The organism is Streptomyces odontomachi, assembly GCF_024435355.1.
GTDB classification, from domain to species: Bacteria; Actinomycetota; Actinomycetes; order Streptomycetales; family Streptomycetaceae; genus Streptomyces; species Streptomyces odontomachi.
On record NZ_JAMJWG010000006.1, the window covers coordinates 310,417 to 334,592 of the forward strand.

16 protein-coding genes are annotated in these 24,176 nt (G+C 71.5%); 4 read left to right on the forward strand and 12 right to left on the reverse strand.

Annotation, left to right across the window (positions count from 1 at the left end):
* The 3 genes from NQO67_RS15970 to sucC all read right to left on the reverse strand — a co-directional run bounded on the left by NQO67_RS15970 (position 1) and on the right by sucC (position 3,769).
* Positions 1–1,554, reverse strand: coding sequence for an aldehyde dehydrogenase family protein (locus NQO67_RS15970; protein WP_255950640.1), 1,554 nt, complete (start codon positions 1,552–1,554; stop codon positions 1–3).
* Between the two features lie 175 nt (positions 1,555–1,729).
* Positions 1,730–2,608 carry a succinate--CoA ligase subunit alpha gene (sucD, locus tag NQO67_RS15975; protein ID WP_255950641.1) on the reverse strand — a complete coding sequence of 293 codons (879 nt, stop codon included), beginning with the start codon at positions 2,606–2,608 and terminating at the stop codon, positions 1,730–1,732.
* A gap of 12 nt (positions 2,609–2,620) precedes the next feature.
* Complete coding sequence (gene sucC, locus NQO67_RS15980; protein WP_255950642.1) at positions 2,621–3,769, reverse strand: ADP-forming succinate--CoA ligase subunit beta; 1,149 nt, start codon at positions 3,767–3,769, stop codon at positions 2,621–2,623.
* A 247-nt stretch (positions 3,770–4,016) separates the two neighbouring features.
* Between sucC and NQO67_RS15985 the strand changes: the two genes are divergently transcribed.
* From NQO67_RS15985 to NQO67_RS16000, 4 genes are all read left to right on the forward strand, one after another.
* Positions 4,017–5,711 carry a thiamine pyrophosphate-binding protein gene (locus NQO67_RS15985; protein ID WP_255950643.1) on the forward strand — a complete coding sequence of 565 codons (1,695 nt, stop codon included), beginning with the start codon at positions 4,017–4,019 and terminating at the stop codon, positions 5,709–5,711.
* A 97-nt stretch (positions 5,712–5,808) separates the two neighbouring features.
* Entirely contained in the window at positions 5,809–7,026 is a 1,218-nt protein-coding gene (frc, locus tag NQO67_RS15990; protein ID WP_255950723.1) for a formyl-CoA transferase, read from the forward strand.
* Positions 7,027–7,029: 3 nt separating this feature from the next.
* Positions 7,030–9,177 carry an acetate--CoA ligase family protein gene (locus NQO67_RS15995; protein ID WP_255950644.1) on the forward strand — a complete coding sequence of 716 codons (2,148 nt, stop codon included), beginning with the start codon at positions 7,030–7,032 and terminating at the stop codon, positions 9,175–9,177.
* Between the two features lie 73 nt (positions 9,178–9,250).
* Positions 9,251–10,645: an OFA family MFS transporter gene (locus NQO67_RS16000; protein ID WP_255950645.1), complete on the forward strand. Its 1,395-nt coding sequence runs from the start codon at positions 9,251–9,253 to the stop codon at positions 10,643–10,645.
* Positions 10,646–10,665: 20 nt separating this feature from the next.
* Here the strand turns inward: NQO67_RS16000 and NQO67_RS16005 are convergent, their stop codons facing one another.
* The 9 genes from NQO67_RS16005 to NQO67_RS16045 all read right to left on the reverse strand — a co-directional run bounded on the left by NQO67_RS16005 (position 10,666) and on the right by NQO67_RS16045 (position 24,064).
* Positions 10,666–11,751, reverse strand: a complete 1,086-nt coding sequence (locus NQO67_RS16005; RefSeq protein ID WP_255950646.1) for a sugar phosphate isomerase/epimerase family protein — start codon at positions 11,749–11,751, stop codon at positions 10,666–10,668.
* 176 nt (positions 11,752–11,927) lie between these two features.
* Entirely contained in the window at positions 11,928–13,448 is a 1,521-nt protein-coding gene (locus NQO67_RS16010; protein WP_255950647.1) for an alkaline phosphatase family protein, read from the reverse strand.
* Entirely contained in the window at positions 13,445–14,713 is a 1,269-nt protein-coding gene (eboE, locus tag NQO67_RS16015) for a metabolite traffic protein EboE (RefSeq protein ID WP_255950648.1), read from the reverse strand. Before eboE ends, NQO67_RS16010 begins: the two co-directional genes overlap by 4 nt.
* Before the next feature lie 3 nt (positions 14,714–14,716).
* Positions 14,717–15,580 (reverse strand): TatD family hydrolase, encoded by an 864-nt coding sequence (locus NQO67_RS16020; RefSeq protein ID WP_255950649.1) that lies wholly within the window; start codon positions 15,578–15,580, stop codon positions 14,717–14,719.
* Positions 15,580–16,287 (reverse strand): EboA domain-containing protein, encoded by a 708-nt coding sequence (locus NQO67_RS16025; protein WP_255950650.1) that lies wholly within the window; start codon positions 16,285–16,287, stop codon positions 15,580–15,582. The genes NQO67_RS16020 and NQO67_RS16025 overlap by 1 nt, the downstream gene beginning before the upstream one ends.
* Positions 16,284–17,294: a sugar phosphate isomerase/epimerase family protein gene (locus NQO67_RS16030; protein ID WP_255950651.1), complete on the reverse strand. Its 1,011-nt coding sequence runs from the start codon at positions 17,292–17,294 to the stop codon at positions 16,284–16,286. Before NQO67_RS16030 ends, NQO67_RS16025 begins: the two co-directional genes overlap by 4 nt.
* Positions 17,291–18,871, reverse strand: a complete 1,581-nt coding sequence (locus tag NQO67_RS16035) for an SCO3242 family prenyltransferase (RefSeq protein ID WP_255950652.1) — start codon at positions 18,869–18,871, stop codon at positions 17,291–17,293. Before NQO67_RS16035 ends, NQO67_RS16030 begins: the two co-directional genes overlap by 4 nt.
* A complete protein-coding gene (locus NQO67_RS16040) occupies positions 18,868–20,193 on the reverse strand; it encodes an inositol-3-phosphate synthase (protein WP_255950653.1) in 1,326 nt (441 codons plus the stop codon). The genes NQO67_RS16035 and NQO67_RS16040 overlap by 4 nt, the downstream gene beginning before the upstream one ends.
* 154 nt (positions 20,194–20,347) lie before the next feature.
* Entirely contained in the window at positions 20,348–24,064 is a 3,717-nt protein-coding gene (locus NQO67_RS16045) for a ThuA domain-containing protein (protein WP_255950654.1), read from the reverse strand.
* Positions 24,065–24,176: the final 112 nt, after the last annotated feature.

Sequence of the window (24,176 nt, forward strand, 5' to 3'; positions counted from 1 at the left end):
TCACGGCATCAGCTGGTACTCCGGGAAGTTGCCGGGCAGCCGCTCCCCGGTGGCGCCGTGGGTCACCGCGTGGACGAGGAGTTCGCCCCCGACGAAGGCGCCGCGCCAGGAGGCGCCGAAGCCGCCGAAGAGTTCATCGCGGTCGCCGCGGGAGCGCGGCCTGCCGTGGCCGACCTTGAAGGCGCGGATCTGCGGGGCGAGCCGCTCGTAGGTGGCACGGTCGTCGGTGGCGAGGGTGGCGACGAGGGCGCCGTTCGATGCGTTCATGGCGGCCAGCAGCTCGGCCTCGGTGTCGACCAGGACGATCGTGTCGACCGGGCCGAAGGGCTCCGCGTGGTGCAGCGGGGAGGACGGCGGCGGGTGGAGGAGGGTGACGGGCGGAACGTATGCGGAGGTGTCCTGGCCGGGCAGGAAGCGGCCGTCGGCGAGCGAGCCGCGGTGCAGCGGCACGGCGCCGCGGTCGATCGCCTCCGTGACCTGGTCGCCGAGCTCCTTGGCCTTGGCGGCGTTGATCAGTGGCCCGAAGTCCAGGTCGGGGTAGGGGTCGTCGCGCTGCTCGACGGCGAGCGGATGGCCGATCCGCACGGTGCGCACCGCGGGCAGGTAGGCGTCGAGGAACGCATCGAACAGGCTGCGCTGCACGACGAAGCGCGGATAGGCCGTGCACCGCTGCTTGCCGAAGTCGAACAGCTTGGGGACGACGGCTGCGAGGGCGTCGAAGTCGGAGTAGTTCCAGATGCCCCAGGTGTTCAGGCCCTCCTGTTCGAGGATGTGGCGTTTGCCGAGGTCGGCGACGGCGGTGGCGACGGCGGCGCCGGTGTCGCGCCCGCCGACGAAGGACACGCAACCGATCTCCGGCGCCCGTACCAGCGCCTCGGAGAGCTGCCCCCCGCCGCCGCTGACGAGGGTGACCGGGATGCCTTCGCGGGCGGCGAGCGCGCAGGCCAGGGTCAGGCAGGCCGCACCGCCGTCGGTGGGGGTCTTGGCGATGACGGCGTTGCCGGCGAGCGCCTGCACCAGCAGGGCGTGCACCAGGACGGACATGGGGTAGTTCCAGCTGGCGATGTTGGAGACCGGGCCGTCCAGCGGGGTGCGGCCGTCGAGCATCGACTCGATGCCGTCGGTGTACCAGCGGACGCCGTCGATGGCACGGTCGACGTCGGCCCGGGCGAGCCGCCACGGCTTGCCGATCTCCCAGACCAGGAGCAGGGCGAGCAGCTCACGGTGCTGGGTGAGCGCGTCGAGCGTGGCGGCCACGCGGTCGCGCCGCTCGGGCAGCGGGATGTGCCGCCAGGCGCGGTGCTGGTCGAGCGCGGCGCGCACGGCCTGCCGGGCGGTGCCGGCGTCGATACGGGGCGGGCCGGCGACCGGGCTCTGGTCGACGGGGCTGGCGGCGGGCAGTGCCCGGCCGTCGGCCCGCCAGGTGGCGCCCCACAGGTTGAGCACACGGTCGTCGCGGAACGCCTCGGGTGCGGCGGCCAGGCAGCGCGCCCAGATGTCGGCCCAGGAGGTGCCGGATTTGAGGGTGAGGGTGGAGGTGAAGGTGGCTGGCATGAGGTGTCTCCGCTCGCGGTGCTCAGTCGGGGCGGGATCGTGCCGGGATCGTGCGGGAATCTCTTCGCGTGTGGCCGGGCGCGTGGCCTGACCAGGGCGCGGACGGTGCCCGGTGCGCAGGCGTGTCGCGGATGCGCACCCGGTCAGGCTGACCGCGGTGGGCGCGTGGGGCGGGTCAGGAGCCCAGGCGGTCCAGGACCAGGCGGGCCGCCTCGGTGGGGGTCGCGCCGACCCGCACTCCGACGTCCTCCAGTGCCGCCTGCTTGGCGGCCGCCGTGCCCGACGAGCCGGAGACGATCGCTCCGGCGTGGCCCATGGTCTTGCCCTCGGGTGCGGTGAATCCGGCGATGTAGCCGACGACGGGTTTGGTGACGTGCTCGCGGATGTAGGCGGCGGCGCGTTCCTCCGCATCCCCGCCGATCTCCCCGATGAGCACGATCAGCTCGGTGTCCGGGTCGTCCTGGAAGGCGGCCAGGCAGTCGATGTGGGTGGTGCCGATGACGGGGTCGCCGCCGATGCCGACACAGGTGGAGAAGCCGATGTCGCGCAGCTCGTACATGAGCTGGTAGGTAAGCGTGCCCGACTTGGAGACCAGGCCGATGCGGCCCGGTTTGGTGATGTCGGCGGGGATGATGCCGGCGTTGGACTGCCCGGGGGTGATCAGCCCGGGGCAGTTCGGGCCGATGACCCGGGTGCCCCTGGCTTTCGCGTGGGCCTGGAAGGCGACGGCATCGTGCACCGGGATGCCCTCGGTGATGACGACGGCGAGGGCGATCTCCGCGTCGGCGGCTTCCACGACGGCGGCCTTGGCGAAGGCGGGCGGTACGAAGACGACGCTGACGTCGGCGCCGGTGGCGTCCATGCCCTCGGCGACGGAGCCGAAGACGGGTACGGAGCGCTCGTCGAAGTCGACGTTCTGGCCGGCCTTGCGCGGGTTGACGCCGCCGACCACGTCGGTGCCGGCAGCGAGCATCCGGCGGGTGTGCTTCATGCCCTCGCCGCCGGTCATGCCCTGGACGAGGACCTTGCTCTCCTTGGTGAGGTAGATGGCCATGTCCGGGCTCCTTCAGTGGGCGTGGGCGAGGTCGGCGGCGCGGCGCGCGGCGCCGTCCATGGAGGTGGCCTGCTCGACGAGCGGGTGGCGGTGTGCGTCGAGGATGGTGCGGCCGCGCACCGCGTTGTTGCCGTCGAGCCGTACGACGACGGGTTTGGTGAGCCGTACGGTGTCCAGGGCGCGCACGATGCCGTCGGCGACGGCGTCGCAGGCGGTGATGCCGCCGAAGACGTTGACGAACACCGACTTCACGTCCGGGTCGGCGAGGATGACGCCGAGGCCGTCGGCCATCACCTGGGCGGAGGCGCCGCCGCCGATGTCGAGGAAGTTGGCCGGGCGGGCGCCGCAGCCGGCCACCACGTCGAGGGTGGACATCACGAGGCCGGCGCCGTTGCCGATGATGCCGACCTCGCCGTCGAGCTTGACGTAGTTGAGGCCCTTGGCCTGTGCCGTGGCCTCCAGCGACTCCGCCTCGTCGGCGAGGTGGGCCTCGCAGGGGCCGTGTTCTCCCCAGCGGGCCTGCCGGAACTGGGCGTTGTCGTCGAGGGTGACCTTGGCGTCCAGGGCGAGGATCTGCCCCTGGGCGGTGCGTACCAGCGGGTTGACCTCGACGAGCAGCGCGTCTTCGCGTACCAGCACGTCCCAGAGCCGGACGAGGACGTCCACGGTCTGCGGGGGCAGGGCGGCGGCCCGCGCGATCTCGGCGGCCTTGGCCGAGGTGACGCCCTCGTCGGGGTCGATCGGGATGCGGGCGACGGCGTCGGGGCGGCTCGCGGCCACCTCCTCGATGTCCATGCCGCCTTCGGCGGAGGCGATCGCGAGGAACCGTCCTGCGGCGCGGTCGAGCACGTAGGAGACGTAGTACTCCTGCGCGATGTCGACGGGCTCGGCGACCATCACCCGCCGCACGGTGTGCCCCTTGATGTCCATGCCGAGGATCTGGCGCGCGGTCAGTTCGGCGGCGGCGGGGTCGGCGGCAATCTTGACGCCGCCCGCCTTGCCGCGTCCGCCGGTCTTCACCTGTGCCTTGACGACGACGCGTCCGCCCAGGCGGCGGGCGATCTCGCGGGCTCCCTTGGGGGTGTCGGTGACGTCCGCCTTCGGTACGACGATGCCGTGTTCCTCGAAGAGTTCCCTTGCCTGGTGTTCGTACAGGTCCATCTCGGCTCCTGACTGCCGTGGCGTCGGGGTGAGTTCCACCGACGTCTTGAAAAGTGCTGCACGCCCCCTGGACACCATCCACCGGATGCGGGATAACAAGCTTCATACAGTATTCGTCGACTGTATGCAATCTACCGGCGACAGGTAGAGACCGCCGGCCGAACCCGGCGGGAGCAGCACGGATGAAGCGCCGGAGCCCACCCGCTCCACGGCGCGCAACGAAGAGACGAGGAGAAGAGGACTTCGCATGCCCGACGACAGCAGCGACAAGAGCCCCGAACTGATCTCCGGCGGGCATCTGGTCGCCAAGGCACTCAAGGCAGAGGGTGTCGAGGTCATCTACACCTTGTGCGGCGGCCACATCATCGACATCTACGACGGCTGTGTGGACGAAGGCATCGACGTCGTCGACGTACGACACGAGCAGGTGGCCGCCCACGCCGCCGACGGATACGCGCGCATCACCGGCAAACCGGGTTGTGCGGTGGTCACCGCCGGCCCCGGCACCACCGACGCCGTCACCGGTGTCGCCAACGCCTACCGCGCCGAATCACCGATGCTGCTGATCGGCGGCCAGGGGGCGCACACCCAGCACAAGATGGGCTCCTTGCAGGACCTCCCGCACGTCGACATGATGACCCCGATCACCAAGTTCGCCGCGACCGTGCCGGACACCGCGCGCGCCGCGGACATGGTGTCGATGGCCTTCCGCGAGTGCTACCACGGTGCGCCCGGACCGTCGTTCCTGGAGATCCCGCGCGACGTGCTGGACGCCAAGGTGCCCGTGGAGAAGGCACGGATCCCGAAGGCCGGGCACTACCGCGCCTCCACCCGCACCGCGGGCGACCCCGAGGCGGTCGAGAAGCTCGCCGACCTGCTGGTGCACGCCGAGAAGCCGGCGATCCTGCTGGGCAGCCAGGTGTGGACCACCCGGGGCACCGAGGCCGCCATCGAGCTGGTGCGCACCCTGAACGTCCCGGCGTACATGAACGGCGCCGGCCGCGGCACCCTGCCGCCCGGCGATCCGCACCACTTCCAGCTCTCGCGGCGCTACGCGTTCTCCAATGCCGACGTCATCGTGATCGTCGGCACCCCGTTCGACTTCCGCATGGGCTACGGCAAGCGGCTCTCCGCCGACGCCACGGTGGTGCAGATCGACCTGGACTACCGCACGGTCGGCAAGAACCGCGACGTCGACCTCGGCATCGTGGGCGATGCGGGGCTCGTCCTGAAGTCGGTCACGGAGGCCGCTTCGGGACGGGTCAACGGGGGCGCTTCCCGGCGCAAGGAGTGGCTGGACGAGCTGCGCGCCGCCGAGCAGGCCGCGCTGGAGAAGCGCCTGCCGAACCTCAGGTCGGACGCCTCCCCCATCCACCCGTACCGGCTGGTCAGCGAGATCAACGACTTCCTCACCGAGGACTCGATCTACATCGGCGACGGCGGCGACATCGTCACCTTCTCCGGGCAGGTGGTACAGCCCAAGTCGCCCGGCCACTGGATGGACCCGGGCCCGCTGGGCACGCTCGGCGTCGGCATCCCCTTCGTGCTCGCCGCGAAGCAGGCCCGGCCCGACAAGGAGGTCGTGGCGCTCTTCGGCGACGGCGCCTTCAGCCTCACCGGCTGGGACTTCGAGACGCTGGTCCGCTACGACCTGCCGTTCGTCGGCATCGTCGGCAACAACTCCTCGATGAACCAGATCCGCTACGGCCAGAAGGTCAAGTACGGCGAGGACCGCGAGCGCGTCGGCAACACCCTCGGAGACGTGCACTACGACAAGTTCGCCCAGCTGCTCGGCGGCTACGGCGAAGCCGTGCGCGACCCCGCCGACATCGGACCCGCGCTGCGCCGGGCCCGCGAGTCGGGCAAGCCCTCGCTGATCAACGTGTGGGTCGACCCGGACGCGTACGCCCCCGGAACCATGAACCAGACCATGTACAAGTGAGGTGACCCCCTTGGACAGCACGGCCACCACTCACGACGCGGCCAGCACGCCCGGAACGGCCGGTACGGCCACGCGGACCGGCGCACAGGGCAGGGCACTGGACGGCATCCGCGTGCTCGACATGACGCATGTGCAGTCCGGCCCCTCCGCCACCCAGCTGCTCGCCTGGCTCGGCGCCGACGTCGTCAAACTGGAGGCGCCGACCGGCGACATCACCCGCAAGCAGCTGCGTGACCTGCCGGACGTCGACTCGCTGTACTTCACGATGCTCAACTGCAACAAGCGCAGCATCACCCTCAACACCAAGAGCGAACGCGGCAAGGAGCTGCTGACCGAGCTGATCCGCCGTTCGGACGTCATGGTCGAGAACTTCGGCCCGGGCGCCATCGACCGGATGGGCTTCACCTGGGACCGCATCCAGGAGATCAACCCGCGGATCGTCTACGCCTCGATCAAGGGCTTCGGCGAGGGCCCGTACACCAGGTTCAAGGCGTACGAGGTGGTCGCCCAGGCCATGGGCGGCTCGATGTCCACCACCGGCTTCGACGACGGCCCACCGCTGGCCACCGGAGCGCAGATCGGTGACTCCGGCACCGGTGTGCACTGTGTGGCCGGCATCCTCGCCGCGCTCTACCAGCGGGAACGCACCGGACGCGGACAGCGCGTGAACGTCGCCATGCAGCACGCGGTGCTCAACCTGTGCCGGGTCAAGCTGCGCGACCAGCAGCGCCTGACGCACGGCCCGCTCGCCGAGTACCCCAACGAGGACTTCGGCGACGAGGTGCCGCGCTCCGGCAACGCCTCCGGCGGCGGCCAGCCCGGCTGGGCGGTCAAGTGCGCGCCGGGCGGTCCCAACGACTACGTGTACGTCATCGTGCAGCCGGTCGGCTGGGGACCGATCTGCGAGCTGATCGGCCGGCCCGAGCTGACCGAGGACCCCGACTGGGCCACACCGGAGGCCCGGCTGCCGCAGCTGGGCAAGATGTTCCAGATGATCGAGGAGTGGTCCGTGACGCTCCCCAAGTGGGAGGTCCTGGAGAAGCTCAACGCCCACAACATCCCGTGCGGCCCGATCCTGTCCACCAAGGAGATCATCGAGGACCCCTCGTTGGCCGCCAACGAGATGGTCGTCGAGGTCGCCCACCCCGAGCGTGGCTCTTTCACCACGGTCGGCTCCCCCCTGAAGCTGTCCGACTCCCCCGTCGAGGTCAAGAGCTCCCCCCTGCTGGGCGAGCACAACGAGGCGGTGTACGTCGGCGAACTCGGCCTCGGGGACGAGGAACTGCGCCTGCTCAAGTCGAACGGAGTGATCTGATCCATGACCCCTCTCACCGGAGGAACCCGCGTACAGAAGGTGCGGGGCCTTCTCGACGCCGTACGGGCCGAGGGGCGCACCGCCCTCACCGCGCCCGAAGGCAAGGTGATCGCGGACGCCTACGGCATCGCCGTCCCCGGCGAGCGGCTGGCGAAGGACGTCGACGAGGCGGTGTCCTTCGCGGCCCGCTTCGACGGTCCCGTCGTCATGAAGATCGTCTCACCGGACATCCTGCACAAGACCGACGCCGGCGGTGTCATGGTCGGCGTGGCGGGCGCCGCCGACGTCAAGTCCGCGTTCCACACGATCGTCGACAACGCACGTGCCTACGCGCCGGACGCCAGGATCGACGGCGTCCAGGTGCAGGAGTTGTTGCCGCAGGGGCAGGAGGTCATCGTCGGTGCGGTCACCGACCCCACCTTCGGCAAGGTGGTCGCCTTCGGGCTCGGCGGGGTGCTGGTGGAGGTCCTCAAGGACGTCACGTTCCGTCTTGCGCCCGTGGACGACGGCGAGGCGGCGTCCATGCTGGACTCGATACGCGCCGCCGAGGTGCTGCGCGGGGTGCGCGGCGCCGAGCCGGTCGACCGTACGGCGCTCGCCGAGCAGATCCGCCGGGTCTCCGAACTGGTCACCGACTTCCCGGAGATCGCCGAGGTGGACCTCAATCCGGTGATCGCCACGGCCGACGGCGCCGTCGCCGCCGACATCCGGGTGATCCTCGCCGAGGGCGCTCCCAAGCCGCGGCGCACCTTCACGCGCGAGGAGATCCTCGGCACGATGCGGCGCCTGATGGAGCCGCGGTCGATCGCCGTGATCGGGGCCTCCAACGAGGCGGGCAAGATCGGCAACTCGGTCATGCGCAACCTGATCGACGGCGGGTTCTCCGGTGAGATCCACCCGGTGAACCCCAAGGCCGACGACATCCTGGGCCACAAGGCGTACAAGAGCGTGACGGACGTGCCCGGCGAGGTGGACGTGGCGGTCTTCGCGATCCCCGCGAAGTTCGTGGCCGCCGCCCTCAAGGAGGTCGGCCGCAAGGGCATCCCCAACGCGGTGCTGATCCCGTCCGGTTTCGCGGAGACCGGCGAGCACGAGATGCAGGCGGAGATCGTCAGCATCGCCGAGGAGCACGGGACCCGGCTGCTCGGACCGAACATCTACGGCTACTACGCCACCTGGCAGGACCTGTGCGCCACGTTCTGCACCCCCTACGACGTCAAGGGCGGGGTGGCGCTGACCTCGCAGTCCGGCGGCATCGGCATGGCCATCCTGGGCTTCGCGCGTACCACCAGGACGGGTGTATCCGCGATCGTCGGCCTCGGCAACAAGTCCGACATCGACGAGGACGACCTGCTGACCTGGTTCGGCGAGGACCCGAACACCGAGTGCATCGCGATGCACCTGGAGGACCTCAAGGACGGCCGGGCCTTCGTCGAGGCGGCACGGGCGACAGTGCCGAAGAAGCCCGTCGTGGTCCTGAAGGCGGGCCGTACCGCGGCCGGTGCCAAGGCGGCCGGTTCGCACACCGGCGCGCTCGCCGGCGACGACGCCGTCTACGACGACATCCTGCGGCAGGCCGGCGTCATCCGTGCACCGGGTCTGAACGAGATGCTGGAGTACGCGCGGGCGCTGCCCGTGCTGCCCGCCCCGCAGGGCGACAACATCGTGATCATCACCGGTGCCGGCGGCAGCGGCGTGCTGCTGTCCGACGCGGTGACCGACAACGGTCTTTCGCTGATGGAGATCCCGCCCGACCTGGACGCTTCCTTCCGGAAGTTCATCCCGCCCTTCGGGGCGGCGGGCAACCCGGTGGACATCACCGGCGGCGAACCACCGTCGACGTACGAGGCGACCATCCGGCTCGGTCTCGAGGACCCGCGCATCCACGCGCTGGTGCTGGGTTACTGGCACACGATCGTGACCCCGCCCATGGTCTTCGCCGAACTCACCGCGCGCGTGGTGGCCGAGTTCCGCGAACGCGGCATCGAGAAGCCCGTGGTGGCTTCGCTGGCGGGTGACACCGAGGTCGAAGAGGCCTGTGCGTACCTCTTCGAGCGTGGTGTCGTCGCCTACCCCTATACCACCGAGAAGCCAGTCGCGGTTCTCGGTGCGAAGTACCGCTGGGCACGGGCCGCAGGACTACTCACCTAGGCCCCGTCCTGCGCGCGAAAGAGGTTTGGACAGGGGGCGCTGGCCAGTTCTTTCGAAGCCAAGGGGATGTTTCATGAGCACAGCTGAGAAACCGGAAGCGACTGGTGTCGCGTACCGGGAGGTGACAGACAGCAGAGGCCGCGTGTATCGCATCGGCGAGACCGACCGGGAAATCCTCGGTTACTCGCGCAAGCTCATGGTGTACCTGCCGTGGGCGGCGATGATGGCGATCAGCGTCTCCGAGTACGCCTTCGGGTCGGCGGAGGACACCCTCTCCTCGGCCCATGGCTGGACACAGAGCAACACCTTCTGGCTCCTGAGCGTCTGGGTGTTCTTCCAGGCCGGGGTCGCCTTCCCCGCGGGCTGGCTACGCGAGCGGGGATACGTCACCGCGCGCCGTGCGGTCTTCATCGGAGCGGCGCTCTGCGCGGTGAGCTTCTTTTCGCTCTCGCACTTCGACAACGTGGTCCTGGCCCTGCTGGGCTTCGGTGTGGTGGGCGGCCTGGGCTCCGGCCTCATCTACGCCACCTGTATCAACATGGTGGGCAAGTGGTTCCCGGAGCGCCGCGGTGCCAAGACAGGGTTCGTCAACGGCGGCTTCGCCTACGGCTCCCTGCCCTTCATATTCATCTTCAACTACTGGTTCGACACCGGTAACTACCAGTCGGTGCTGGACCTGATCGGCCTCTGGGTGCTGCTCGCGGTGATCGCCTGCGGATGGTTCTTCAAGGACCCGCCGAAGAACTGGTGGCCCGCCGAGGTCGACCCGCTGAACCCGCCGAAGCGGACGAAGTCGGCGAACAGCATGGAGAAGAACCCGCCCGCGGTGCGGCAGTACACCCCCAAGGAGGCCCTGCGCACCGGCATGGTGCCGCTGATGTGGGTGTGTGTCGTCATGACCGGCGGCGTGTCCATCTTCGGCATCTCCTTCCAGGTGGACTTCGCCAAGGAGGTCGGGTTCGGTCCGCTGGTGGCGGCCACGTCCATGGGCATCATGTCCGTGATCAACGGTATCGGCCGTGCCGTGGTGGGCTGGATGTCCGACATCATGGGCCGCAAGGCGGCGTTGATCCTGGTCATCGTGACCCTGGGCCTCGCCCAGTTCGGCGTGATCCTGGCGGGGGACATCCACAGCGAGGGGCTGTTCCTGTTCTTCGCCTTCATCTCCGGTTTCGGCGGGGGCGCGTTCTACCCGATGTTCGCGGCCCTCACCCCGGACTACTTCGGTGAGAACTACAACGCGACCAACTACGGCATGGTCTACAGCGGCAAGCTGGTGGGCGGCCTGTTCGGCGGCGGCCTGGGCGCCATGGTGGTGGACGCCTGGGGTTACAACGGCGCCTACGCGCTCGCCGGCGGCGTCTCGATGGTGGCGGCCCTCATCGCGCTGCTGCTGCGCCAGCCCGGTCGGCCGCGGGCCCGGGACATCGCCCCGAACCCGCAGCCGATCAGCAGGGAGGCCGTCTAGGAGGCTCCCCGGCCGACCTTTCAGCCTCGTCCTTCGCGCAGCTTCAACAGATAGGCCGCGGAGCGGCGGGCGGTGCTGAAGGAGTCGGCCGGGGTGTCGTGCTCGACCTGCCAGTGGTGGTCGTGCCCGCGCCGGGTACGGCCCACCACGGTGAGGAACGTCTGATAGTCGATGTCTCCGTCTCCGACGTCCACCATGCGGTAGCCGTCGGTGGCGGTTTCGTCATGTACGCCGTCCTTCACGTGGAACAGCGGGTAGCGCTGCGGCGCCTTCAGCACGTAGTCCAGCGGCTCGAACGGCGCGGGGGTGCCGTCCGGGCGCTTGGAGAAGCGGTACTGGCCCGCGTACGCCCAGTAGATGTCCATCTCCAGGTGGACCAGGTCGGGGTCGGTCTCTTCGAGCAGCACGTCGTACAGGCGCACGTCCGGCTGGTCGGTGGCGAAGGCGAACTCGTCCGAGTGGTTGTGCTGGTAGAACTTCATGCCGCGCGCACGGGCCGCCGCTCCGTAGGTGTTGAACTCCTCCGCTGCGCGCTTCCAGGCGTCGACGGTCTGCCCGTACCGTCCCGGGTTCGACGCGGTGCCGACGTGCGGCAGCCCCAGCGTCTCGGCGTCGTCCAGCACCTTCGTGAGGTTCTGGGCGAAGGTGTAGGCGTCCGGGTTGTTGTCGTCGGCGTATCCGACGTGCGTGCCGATCGGCGTCAGGCCGTGGTCGTGCGCCAGGGCGCGTAGCTCGTCGAGGCTGATCGGGCCGACGGCGTCCTGGGTGTAGCCGGCGAACTCGACCTCGCTGTAGCCGTACCGCTCCAGCTCGGAGAAGACGGTGGCGAATCCGACGGACGCCACCTTGTCGCGCAGGGTGTAGAGCTGGATGCCGAGCCGGCCCTTGGGGAGGGCGGGCGAACCGTGGGCGGGTGCCGGGGCCGGCTCCGCGTCGGATTCCCGGGTCGCGGAGGCGGTGGCTGCCGAGGCATGGGCAGCAGAACCGACGAGGGCGGCGGCGGTGGCGCCCGCGGCGACGCCCAGCATGCCGCGTCTGCTGAGCCGGTGGGAGAGCTCCTCGTCGTGGGTCCTGGTGGAACGTGCGATGGGGCGGATGCGGGTCATGCGGGGACTCCTCGAGGTGCGGGTGAGGTGCTGTTCTGAAGGTGGTGGGTGTGGGTGGTGGGTGGTGTCGCCCGGCTGGTGGGGGCAGCCCGGATGAGCGGTGGTCTGCACGTTTCCGCTGGTCAGCACCCGTTGTCAGTGGGGGGTGGTGTACTGGCGTCAGACCAGGAGCCGCTTCATTGCAGACCGGCCAGATGAAGCAGCAGCGATTTCACGTCGGTGGCCTCGATACGGCCGTCGACGGCGTGGGGGGTGGAGCACAGGATGAGCGGACCGTTGTCCTCGTCGCCGTCCGCGGGCAGGCGGCCATGGCTGCCGCGAATAGGTGAGGGGTCGAGGGGCACCACCGCCATGCGGTAGCGCATGCCGAGCTTCTTGCGGGCCAGCGCGCCCGCGGCCTTGAGCCGCACATACGGGTCGAGCGGGTCCATGAAGAGTTCCACCGGGTCGTAGCCGGGCTTGCGGTGGATCTCGACCAGCTGCGCGAAGTCCGGTGCCAGGGCGTCGTCGAGCCAGTAGTAGTAGGTGAACCAGGCATCCGGTTCCGCGACGGCGACCAGCTCGCCCGAGCGGGGATGATCCAGGTGGTGGGCCTTCTTGCCTTCGTCGTCCAGCAGCCGCTCGATGCCCGCGACCCCTTCCAACGCCCGCCGGGTGGCGTCCATGTCCTCCGGGCGGCGTACGTAGACGTGCGCGATCTGGTGGTCGGCGACCGCGAAGGCACGGGAGGCCATGGGGTCCAGGTACTCCATGCCGTCCTGGGTGTGGACCTCCAGCAGCCCGGCCCGGCGCAGCACACGGTTGATGTCCACGGGACGGCTGACCGGTGTGATGCCGTATTCGGAGAGTGCGACGACGGTGCGGCCGGTGCGCCGGGCATCGTCCAGCAGCGGGGCCAGCGCCGCGTCGAGCTCGGCTGCCGCCCGGTGGGCACGGGGGTCGTCGGGGCCGAAGCGTTGCAGGTCGTAGTCGAGATGGGGGAGGTAGCACAGGGCGAGGTCCGGGCGGCGGGTGGCGAGGATGTGCCGGGTGGCGTCGATGATCCACCGGCTGGAGACGAGGTCGGCGCCCGGACCCCAGAAGTGGAAGAGCGGGAAGGTGCCGAGGGTGCGGGTGAGTTCGTCGTGCAGGTCCGGGGGCCTGGTGTAGCAGTCGGGTTCCTTGCGGCCGTCCGCGTAGTAGACGGGGCGGGGGGTGACGGTGATGTCGGTGTCCGCACCCATGGCGTACCACCAGCAGATGTTGGCGACGGTGTACCCGGGGTGGATGCGCCGGGCCGCGTCCCACAGCTTGTCGCCCGCGACGAGACCATTGTGCTGCCGCCACAGCAGGACGTCACCGAGCTCGCGGAAGTACCAGCCGTTGGCGACGATGCCGTGCTCGGCGGGGGTGGTACCGGTCAGGAAGGTCGACTGCGCACTACAGGTGACGGCGGGCAGCACGGTACCGAGCGGCGCCCGCGAGCCGCTGCGGGCCAGCGCCCGAAGATGCGGCATGTGATCGAGGAGCCGGGGGGTGAGGCCGACGACGTCGAGGACGAGGAGCGGCGTGGGCGCGGTGGCACCGGCGGCGGGGCCGGGTGCGGCGCCGGGCGTGGTCCCGGGCGTGGTGTTCCGCGCGTCTGCGGGGGATTCGACAGGTGCCGCGGGGCGCGTGTCGTCGCGGTCGGGGCCGGTGTGGTCGGCGGGCGGTGTCATGGGAGTTCCTTCAGGCCGAGGTCCGTCAGGAGGTCGCGGGCGAGGGTGAGTTCGGCGGCGATGCCGTCGGCCAGTTGCGCTCGGCCGCGCGGCCGCAGCTCGGGCGGCAGCGCCTGCCACGTGTACGTCTCGACCTCCAGGTGCCGGGTGACCGGGTGCGGCCCGCCGACCAGCCGGGCGAGGGTGGCGGTGAGGACGTCCAGCGTGGAGGTGAGCGGGGCGGCGGGTGCCGCGTGCAGGGGGACGTGGAAGTGCGCCCGCCAGGGGGCGCCGGTGGGCAGACCGGTGCCGTTCAGGGCCTCGCCGAGGTCGTCGGTGCCGAGCAGACCGCCCGGGGCCCGGCCTGCTCCGGGCGGCGCGGTGCCCGTCGCGTCCGGGGCCGAGCGCGCGCCGGCCGGTCCGGGCGGTGCCCCGTCGGCACCGTCCCCGGGGGCGTGCAGGGTGCGGGTCTGGTGGAGGAAGCGGGGCTCGTCGAAGGCGGCAAGGGCCTGGCGCACCTCGGGCAGCCGGGGGTGCTCGGCGTGCAGGGCGGCGGACAGCTGCGACTTGACGACGGGGACGCCGGCCGCGGCGAGCGCCGCCAGGGCGGCGTCCGGGTCCTCGAAGGAGGTGGCGAGATGACAGGTGTCGACGCAGATCCCGATGCGGGGGTGGCCGACGGCGGTGAGCGGGGCGATGGCGTCGCCGGTGGTCTCCACCGTGCAGCCGGGCTCCGGCTCCAGGCCGACCCGGATGGAGCGGCCGGTCAGCTCCTGAAGCGCGTCCAGCCGCTCGCCGAGGGTGGTGAGTGCGGCATGGGCGGTGGCGGCCCGTGCCGCGTCGTAGCCGACGCGCCAGGCGATCGGCAGGGTGGAGATGGTGCCTTCGGACACGTCGGCGGGCAGCAGGCTGCCGAGCAGCCTGGCCAGGTCGAGCGTGTGGGTGAGCCGTTCGGCGTCGGCCCAGTCCGGCTGGTAGACGCGGTACTTGACCTGCTCGGCGCCGAACCCCTGGTAGGGGAAGCCGTTGAGGGTGACCACCTCCAGGCCGCGCCGGTCCAGCTCGGTGCGCAGACCGCGCAGCGCAGCGGGGTCGCTGATCAGGGTGCGGGCGGCGTCCTTGGCCAGCCAGAGGCCGATGCCGAGACGGTCCCGGCCGAGCCGTCTGCGCACCGGTTCGCAGTGGTCCCGCAGTTGCGCGAGGACACCGTCCAGGGTCTCCGCGGGGTGCACGTTGGTGCAGTAGGCGAGATGGACGACGGTCCCGTCCGGATGCCGGAAGCGCATCGCTCACTCCCCCGCCGTCTTGGGGACGCCGCGCAGGATCGAGTTGCCCTCGTGGGTGGCCCCCGGTGCCACGACCTCCAGGGCGAGCCGTCCGCTCAGACCGTAGAAGGCGACCGGATTGCGCCACAGCACACGGTCGACGTCGTCCTCGGAGAAGCCGGCCGCCAGCATGGCGTCACCGACCCTCCGGGTCTTCAGCGGATCGCTCTTGCCCCAGTCGGCGGCCGAGTTGACCAGCACCTTCTCGGGCCCGTACGTCTGGAGCACGGCGACCATGCGCTCCTCGTCCATCTTGGTGTCCGGATAGACGGAGAAGCCGAGCCAGCATCCGCCGTCCTTGGCCTCCTTGACGGTGGTCTCGTTGAGGTGGTCGATCAGCACCCGCTCCGGGGAGAGCGCCGACTCGCGCACCAGGTCGAGGGTGCGGCGCAGCCCGGCGAGCTTGTCGCGGTGCGGGGTGTGCACCAGCGCCGGCAGCTCGTGGTCCACGGCGAGCTGGAGCTGTGCGGCGAGCGCGGTGTCCTCGGCCGGGGTCATGGAGTCGTAGCCGATCTCGCCGACCGCGACGACGTTGTCCTTGACGAGATACCGGGGCAGTTCGTCGAGGACGGGCACGCAGCGTGGGTCGTTCGCCTCTTTGGGGTTGAGGGCGAGCGTGCAGTGGTGGGCGATGCCGTACTGCGCGGCGCGGAACGGCTCCCAGCCGAGGAGCGAGTCGAAGTAGTCCAGGAAGGAGGCCGGGGAGGTACGCGGTTGGCCCAGCCAGAACGACGGCTCGACGACGGCGCGGACGCCCGCCTGGTACATCGCCTCGTAGTCGTCCGTGGTGCGGGAGGTCATGTGGATGTGCGGGTCGAAGATGCGCATCAGGACTCCTCGGTGGTGACGCCGGTCAGGGTCAGGACGCGGCGCAGGTCGTCGGGCACCGCTCGGCCCGCCGCCCTGCGCTCCTGGGCGTAGTCGCCGAGCATGCGGGCGAGTTCGGCGTCATCGCGTGCGCGCCGCGGCAGCTCCGCCACGGCGGCCACGGGCACACCGGTGAACAGGCACTTGAGGACCGCGTGCCGCCAGGCATGGGCGTCGAGGTGCGCCGCGGCGTAGCTGCCGACGGCCGCGGCCACCAGCCGGGTGTCGTTGGTGCGCAGCGCGTCCTCGACCAGCGGCAGCGCCTCGGGGCCTGCCACCAGGTCCGGCAGCGCGGCCAGTACGGCGCGGCGTTCGGCCGCGCTGCCCTGGGTGTACAGCCGGGTGACCGTGTCGAGGTCCGGGCGCGCGGCGCGCAGCAGCAGCACGCGTGCACGGTCCGCGTGGTCGGGCCCGCAGCGCCGGCCCGCCTCGGCGAACCGCAGTTCCCAGGCGGGCAGCCGGCGGGTCGAGGGTGCGACGGCGCCGGTGGCAGGGGCGGCGCCGGTCGCAGGGGCGGTGCCGGGGGCGGGCGCGGGCGTGGGGCCGCCGGGCGGGGCGGCGTCGGCGGCCTGCGCGAGGGCGCGGTCGAGCCAGTCGCGTGCCGCCTCGTCCAGCGCTGCTTCCAGCGCGCCACGGAGGGGGTCGGTGCCGGCGGCAGGTCCGGTCACGGCATGCCTCCTTCGGGTCCGGTGGGGGCGGCGGGGGTGGCCGGCGCGACGGGTGCTTCCGGCGCCGCGGGGAAGGGAGGTCCAGCGCAGGTCGCGGCGGTGGCGGCCGCCTCGCTCAGGAAACGCAGGGACTCCTCGGCCAGGCGGGGGCCGGCGTGCGAGTGGCGGGGCAGCTCCACGACGGTGAGTCCCTGGTAGCCGGTGGCGGCCAGCGCGTTCAGCACCGGCGGGAAGTCGATCTCCCCGTCCCCGAAGGGCAGGTGTTCGTGCACGCCGCGGCGCATGTCCTCGATCTGGACGTGCCGCAGCCAGGGCGCGGCGGCGCGCACGCAGGCGTCGGGCGGCTCGGGCTCCAGGCACTGGCAGTGCCCGATGTCGAGGGTGAGCCCGAGCAGGTCCGGGTCGCCGAGTTCGCCACGCAGCCGGTGGAAGTCGGCGAGGGTGGCGACGAGATGCCCCGGCTCGGGCTCCACGGCGAGCGGCATGCCGGCCGCGCCGGCCGCGTCGAGTACCGGCGCGAAGGCGTCGGCGAGCCGCTTCCAGGCCGTCGGCTCGTCGGTGCCGTCAGGGGTGATCCCGCTGAAGCAGTGCACGGCGTGCGCGCCCAGTTCGGCGCCCACCCGGACGGCCCGGATCAGCAGGTCGGCGCGTGCCGCGCGTCCTTCGGGATCCGGGTCGAGCAGCGCGGGGCCGTGCTTGCGACGTGCGTCGAGCACGTACCGCGCGCCGGTCTCGACGGTGACCCCGAGCCCGAGCCGGTCCAGGCGCCGCGCCACCCGACGGGTGCGGTCGGCGAGGTCGGGGGCCAGCGGATCGAGGTGCATGTGGTCGAGGGTGAGCCCGACACCGCGGTAGCCGAGGTCGGCGAGGAGCCCGAGGGCGTCGTCGAGCCGCAGGTCCGTCAGCCCGTTGGTGCCGTAGCCGAACCGGAGCCGCCGCGGATCGCCGGGCACGGTACCGTCCGGCACCGTGCCGGGGCTTCCGAGGCGTGGGGTGGCTTCGCTCATGTCACGCTCACCTTCCGTGCGAAGGTACGGGCCGCCGGGGCGAGCGCCGCGATGCCCAGGGCCGTCCAGGTACCGCCGGCACGTGCGGCCAGCGCGGCCTGGAGGGGGATCGTGGCGCGGATGCCGGCGCCCACGGCGCGCTGGGTGAGCTGCGGCGAAGGGTTCAACGCCGCGTGCAGCAGCCCGCGCCCGGCCGTGGCGGCGTAGCCGAGACCGAGCACGGTGCACACGGCTCCGGCCACGAGGTCACGGCTGCCGCGCTCGATGCCCGGGGCGCCCCTGGCTCCTCGGCCCCCCGGAACGCCCGGGACACCGGGAACGCCCAGGACACCCGACGTCAGACCCGGCAGGCCGCGGGAGGCTGCTTCCCGTCGGCCTGCCGGGAGTCCGGGACCGGGCGGCCGGGCGGCCGCCGCGTGACCGGGGTTGCGCGGCGCACCGCGGTCGGAAGCACGCGGTGCGCCGCGGTCGGGGGTGCGCAGTGCCGCACCGTCGAGAGCGCCCACGTCGCCGCCGTCGGGACCACCCACCGCGCCGCGGTCGGAGCCCGCTGCGCCACGGCCGCGTCCGCCGTGCAGTACCGCGTGCAGCCCCTCGCCCCTTCCGCCCATGACGGTCTGCGCGACGCCGGCCGTCACGGCCAGCGCGCCGAGCGGAACGCCCGTCGAACCACCGTGGGCCTCGTGGCGCGAGACGGCGGTGACCGCGAGGGTGTGCGCACCGAGGGTGGCGGCCGAGGACAGCGCGGGCCGGATGCGTCCGCCCGTCGCTGCCGCACCCAGCAGCAGGTCGAGCCCGCGGGCCGCGGCCATCGCCACCGGACCGGCCGGAGTGTGCTTCAAGGCGAGGTCGTAGGCCCAGACGGTGGCCGCGAGAGAGGTCGCCACGGTGCGGGCGGGGCGTCCGGCCGCCGCGGCCAGGGCGAGCCCGGCCGCTGTCAGCGCGCCCGACGCGGCCAGCGCTGCGGACGGCCGGATCCGGCCGGACGGCAACGGACGGTGCGGGCGGTCCACCGCGTCCTCCGCGCGATCCGCCCAGTCGTTGAGTGCCATGCCCGCCTCGTAGAGGCACACGGAGGAGGCGATGGCGAGCGCGGTACCGGAGTTGATCCGCGTTCCGCTCGCCAGGGCGCCGGCGAGGGCGTCGCCCGGCACCGTGAACAGGGCGGGCAGCCGCAGCAACTCGGCCCAGGCCCGCAGCGCGCCGCTTTCGCCGGCCACCGCTTCGGTACCCGTCTTGACGCCGAGCTCCGCGTCCTTCCTGCCACCCGGTTCCGTGGCCGCCCCGGCCGAGCCCCCGTCACCCGCGCCGTCCAGGGCAGCGTCCGCCGTCGCGCGAGGAACGTCCGCCCCGCTGCCGGCCCGAGCACCGCCGGCGCCAGGCACGGGCCGTCCGTCTTTCCCGGAGTTCCCGTCCTTCCCGCCGTCCGGGCCGGGCGGTGCGGCCTCCCCGGGCCCGGTGGCACCCGTGCCGGAGCCTTTGCCGCTGCGGTCGCGGTAGACCGTCGCGCCGGTCACCGCGGTCGCGACCGCCAGCGCCACCGCGCCGGTGAGCAGCACGGCAAGCCGGGGCCTCATCGGAGGTGCCCTTCGTCCGGCGCGGAGCCGGCGGAGCCGCCGGTGGCCACGTCCGGGTGCCGCAGCCGGTGGGCGAAGGCCAGCAGCGCGGCGTACTGGTCGCCGAGCGCGGCCGCGGCGCCGGGGTCGGGGTCCTTGAAGAAGAAGCCGAGTTCGGGGCGCGGGCCGGTCAGGCCGGCCTGGTGGGCGCGGGAGACCAAGCGGGCCAGATCGATCACGAGCGGCGCGGCGAGCGCGGAGTCACATCCCTGCCAGATGGTCTGGAGCACCATCCGGGAGCCCAGGAAGCCGTCAAAGGCGACGTGGTCCCACGCCGTCTTCCAGTCGCCGAGCGCAGGCACGTCGTCGATGTGCACCTCGCCCTCCGGGGCGGCGCCGAGGGTGTCGGCGAGGACGCGTTCCTTGCCGGCGTTCTTCGCGGCGGCCGCCGCGGGATCGGCGAGGGACGCCCCGTCGCCGCCGCCCAGCAGGTTGGTGCCCGACCAGGCCCGCACCGCCAGCGCACGCTGGGCGAACATCGGCCCGAGCACGGACCGCAGCAGCGTCTGACCGGTCTTGCCGTCGCGTCCCGCGTACGGCAGTCCGGACTCCGCGGCGACCGGGTGCAGCCGGGGGTGGTGCAGCCCGGTGGACGGGGTGAAGTTGACGTACGGGCAGCCGGCGCGCAGGGCGGCGGCCGCGTAGAGCGAGCTGGGCGGCAGGGCGTCGCCGGTGGGGGCGGGCTCGGTGGAGGCGACGTTGACGACGACGGCGCGGGCCAACCCTGCGCGGCGCACGAAGGCGCGGATGTCGTCGGCGAAGGCCTCGACGAGCTGCTCTTCGGTGCGCGTGTCGCCGGGCAGCGGCCCGCCGGGGGCGATCTCCCGGTCGGCGGCGGCCAGTTCGGCGGCGAGCGCGGAGGGCAGCCCGTGGGGCAGCACTCCGCCGGCGGCGAGCGCCTCGGCGCGCTTGGGCAGCGGGCAGTCGACGGTGTCGTGGCCGCCGAAGACCAGGGACGGCAGTGCGGGCAGCGCCGCGGCCGCGAAGGGCGGGGTCTCGGTGACCATGCCGGTCGGCGGGTGCAGCCCGGCCGTGACGGCGGCGCATCCGGCGATCACGGTGGTGGCGACCGAGCCACGCGCGCCGATCAGCCAGATGCCGACCCGGGCCGGTCCCGTCGCGGAGGACGGAGCTTCGGTGCCGGGCGCGCCGGCGGGCTCCCCTGCGGAGGGTGCGTCGGTCCCGGAACCGGTGGCGGCGTTCGGGGCGGGCCCCGGAGCAGCGGACGGATCCGGGGCAGCGGCGCTGGCGGACGGGGGGACGGAGAGGGGTTCGGCGGACATGGGCAGCCTCCTTGTCGTACGCGAACCGATGCCGGCGCACCCCGTGCCGTGGGCGTGCGCCGCGCACGGCGCAGGCGCCCCGGGGTCCGCCGGCGCGTGGTGCAAACGGGGAGGACGGCGGGCGGGAGTCCGGCGTCTCCCGCCCGCCGTCGCCTTAGGTGCCCTTGGTGGGCAGTTCCTTCAGCTGGACGTGGCGGAAGGACACCTGGTCGTCGGCGCTGTGGTTCTGCAACCCCACGTAACCGTCGGTCAGGCTCCGGGCCGGGTCCGTGTTGGTGAAGTCATTGATCTTGACTCCGTTGAGGAACACCGTCAGGTGTTCGCCCTTGACCTGGATCTCGTAGGTGTTCCACTCCCCGGGCGGGTGCAGGGCCCGGTCGCGGGCCTTGGTGTCCGGTGCCTGGAACGAGTAGATCGCACCGGTGGTCCGGTCGGGGGCGTCGGTGGCGTCGATCTGGATCTCGTAGCCGTTGTCCACGGCGGAGTTCGGGTCGTCGGAGGCGGGGAAGCCCACGAACACCCCGGAGTTGTCGTCGCCGGCCATCTTCCAGTCGACCTTCAGGGAGTAGCCGGACGTGAGCTCCTTGGCGTGGTACCAGAGCAGGCCCATGCCGCCCTCGGAGTTCAGCGTGCCGTCCTTGATGGTGAAGCCGCCGGGTCCGGCCTGCTGCCAGCCCTCCAGCGTCTCGCCGTTGAACAGGTCGCGGTATCCGGTGCGCGGTGCGCAGTCGGCGTTGACCTGTCCGGTGACGTACTCGAGACCGCCGAGCAGATGGGTGCGGAACGCGTCGTCGGCGTACGACTCCTTGGTGTGTCCCAGGCCGGTGTAGAAGGAGCGTCCGCCCTTGTACTCCTGGCACCAGGCGATCGGGTGGTCGCCGTTCATGGTGCCGCCGTCGTACGTGGTCTCGTCCAGGCTGGCCAGGACGTGCACCGCGTCACGCGGGTTGGTGCGGTAGTTGTACAGCTCGTCGGTGTGTTGCCAGGTGTCGCCGAGGTGGGCGGTGGCCGGGTTGTCGTGGTCCTCGATGCGGACGGTGGCCTGCTGGATGGCCGGGTGGGAGTCGAACCAGGCACCCACCAGGCCGCCGTAGAAGGGCCAGTCGTACTCGGTGTCCGCTGCGGCGTGCACACCCATGTAACCGCCGCCGTCGGCGATGTAGTGCTCGAACGCGCCCTGCTGGGTGTCGTCCAGCACGTCACCGGTGGTGGACAGGAACACCACGGCGTCGTACTGGTCCAGGTTGTCGGCGGTGAACGCCCCGGCGTCCTCGGTGGCGTCCACGGTGATGCCGTGGTCGGCGCCGAGTTCGGTGAGGGCCGCTATGCCGTCCGGGATGGCGTCGTGGCGGTAGCCCGCGGTCTTGGAGAAGACCAGGACCTTCTTGGCGTCGTGCGCCGATGTCGCGGTGGCTTCCGGGATGGTGAAGTCATCCACGTCGAACAGGGCACCGTCCCCGCCCTTGAAGACCAGGTACAGGTCGGTGGTCTTCTTGGGGACGTGGCTCAGTGGCACGTCGACGTCCTTGAACGTCTCCCAGCCACCGGTGACGGGCACGTCGGCGGAGCCCAGCAGGGTGCCGTCGGCGGCTCCGGCGCGCACTTCGAGGGTGCCGCCGGTGCCCGCTGAGGACACGCGTGCGCTCAGGTGGGTGGCACCGGTGAGGTTGTAGGGCGTGAAGGAGATCCAGTCGCCGTTGCCGATGTCGCTGACGGTCTTGCCGCCGTTGGCACCGGTCCGGTCGACCACGGTGACGCCCTGCTGGTCGCTGAAGTGCTCGGCCTGGCGTTGCCGCGGCTGGAGCTTGATCTGTGCATGGGTGGTCAGCGGTGCCTTGGCCGCGCCGCCGCCGTCGGTGTACTGGGCGTCCAGCACGCCGAAGATGTCCTCGTTCGGGTCGTGGTCGGAGCTGGCGGGGGCGCTGATGGTGCCCTCGCAGCCCTGCGCCGAGGTGATGGGGTGGCCGTGGGTGTCATGGCCGAGGATGTAGTTGACGGTCACCTTCGAGCAGTCGACCTTGCCGTCCTCGGCATCCGTGACCTTCACCTTGTACGGGATGGTGTCGCCGAACTTGAACAGGCTGCCGTCGGCCGGGCTCTCGAAGGTGACGGTGGGCGCGGTGTTGCCGACCACCACGTAGACACTGGACGTTCCCTTGCGCCCGGTGCTGTCGGTGGCGGTGACGGTGGCGGTGTAGCTGCCTTCCTCGGTGTAGGTGTGCTGGGCGTCGGCACCGTCGGCCGTGGCACCGTCGCCGAAGTCCCAGGCGTAGCTGACGGTGTCACCGTCGGCGTCGGACCCGGTGGAGGTGAAGGAGACCGCCAGCGGTGCGTTGCCGGTGGTGACGTCGGCCGTGGCCTCGACGTCCGGGGTGTGTCCGGCGCTGGCGTCCTGGATCCGGTACAGGGCGGAGTTCTGGTCGCCGTTGAAGTAGCCGGTGCCGTAGTCGAGCACGTACAGGGCGCCGTCCGGGCCGAAGGCCATGTCCATGATCTGGGTGCCGGCCCAGGGGAAGTCGTTGATCGACTGGACGGTGCCGTCGTCGCCCTCGACGATGCGCTTGATCCAGCGCCGGCCGAACTCCCCGGCGAAGAAGTTCTTGTCGAACTCCTGCGGGAACTTCACGGTCGAGTCGAGGTTCGCGTCGTAGTGGTAGACCGGTCCTGCCATCGGCGACTCGGAGCCGTCGCCGAACTCGGGCACCGAGTTGCCGTCGTAGGGGATCCAGGCGGGCTGGGCGGGCGGCAGGTCGGTCAGGCCGGTGTTGTTCGGCGAGTCGTTCTTCGGCGCGTCGCAGTCGAAGGGCTCGCCGGAGGTCTTGGTGGCGAAGTCGTAGTCGACGTAGGGCTCGTTCTTGCCGATGCAGTAGGGCCAGCCGAAGTTGCCGGCCTTGGTGATGCGGTTGAACTCGACCTGGCCGCCGGGTCCGCGCGCCGGGTCGGCGGCGCCCGCGTCGGGTCCGTAGTCGCCGACGTAGACGATGCCGGTGGCCTTGTCGACGCTCATCCGGTACGGGTTGCGGAAGCCCATGGCGTAGATCTCGGGCCGGGTCTTGTCCGTGCCCGGCGCGAAGAGGTTGCCGTCGGGGATGTCGTAGGAGCCGTCGGCGTTCACCTTGATGCGCAGGATCTTGCCGCGCAGGTCGTTGGTGTTGGCCGCGCTGCGCTGCTCGTCGAAGGCCGGGTTGCGGTCCGAGCGCTCGTCGATGGGGGCGTAGCCGTCGGACTCGAACGGGTTGGTGTCGCCGCCGGTCGACAGGTACAGGTTGCCGTCCGCGTCGAAGTCGATGTCGCCGCCCACGTGGCAGCAGATGCCGCGGTCGGCGGGGACTTCCAGGATCGTCTTCTCGCTGCTCGCGTCGAGGGTGCCGTTGGCGTCCAGGACGAAGCGGGAGAGACGGTTGACGCCCTTGAAGGGCTCGAAGTCCGCTGCGGTGCCGGTCTCGGGGGCGTCGCCGAGCGGGGTGTCCAGCTTGGGCGCGTAGTACAGATAGACGAAACGGTTGTCCTTGAAGCCGGGGTCGATGCCGACGCCCTGGAGTCCCTCTTCGTCGTGGTTGTAGACGTCGAGCCGGCCGGCCACCCGGGTGGTGCCGCCCCCGTCGGTGAGCCGGAGCGTGCCGTCCCGCGCGGTGTGCAGGACGCTGCCGTCCGGCAGTACGGCCAGGGACATGGGTTCGCCGGTCTCCTCGACCCCCTTGGCCAGGGTGACCTGCTGGAATTCGGAGGCGGCCGCCGCGTCGACCGGACGGCCTTCGCTGGCGCCGGCGTGGGGGGCGGCGAGGGTGAGTGAGGCGGTGGTGAGCAGAGCGCCGACGAGCAGCGTCAACGCCTTGTGCAGTTTGTGCAGTCTCGGACGTTTCCTGTGCACGGTGTCCCTCCGGGAGGGTCGTACGAGGCGTGTGGGTAACGCCGGGGTGCGCCGTCACCCCGGAGACGTGCCTGTCCTGTACATATCAGGGACCGTAGCGGGCTTTGTCATG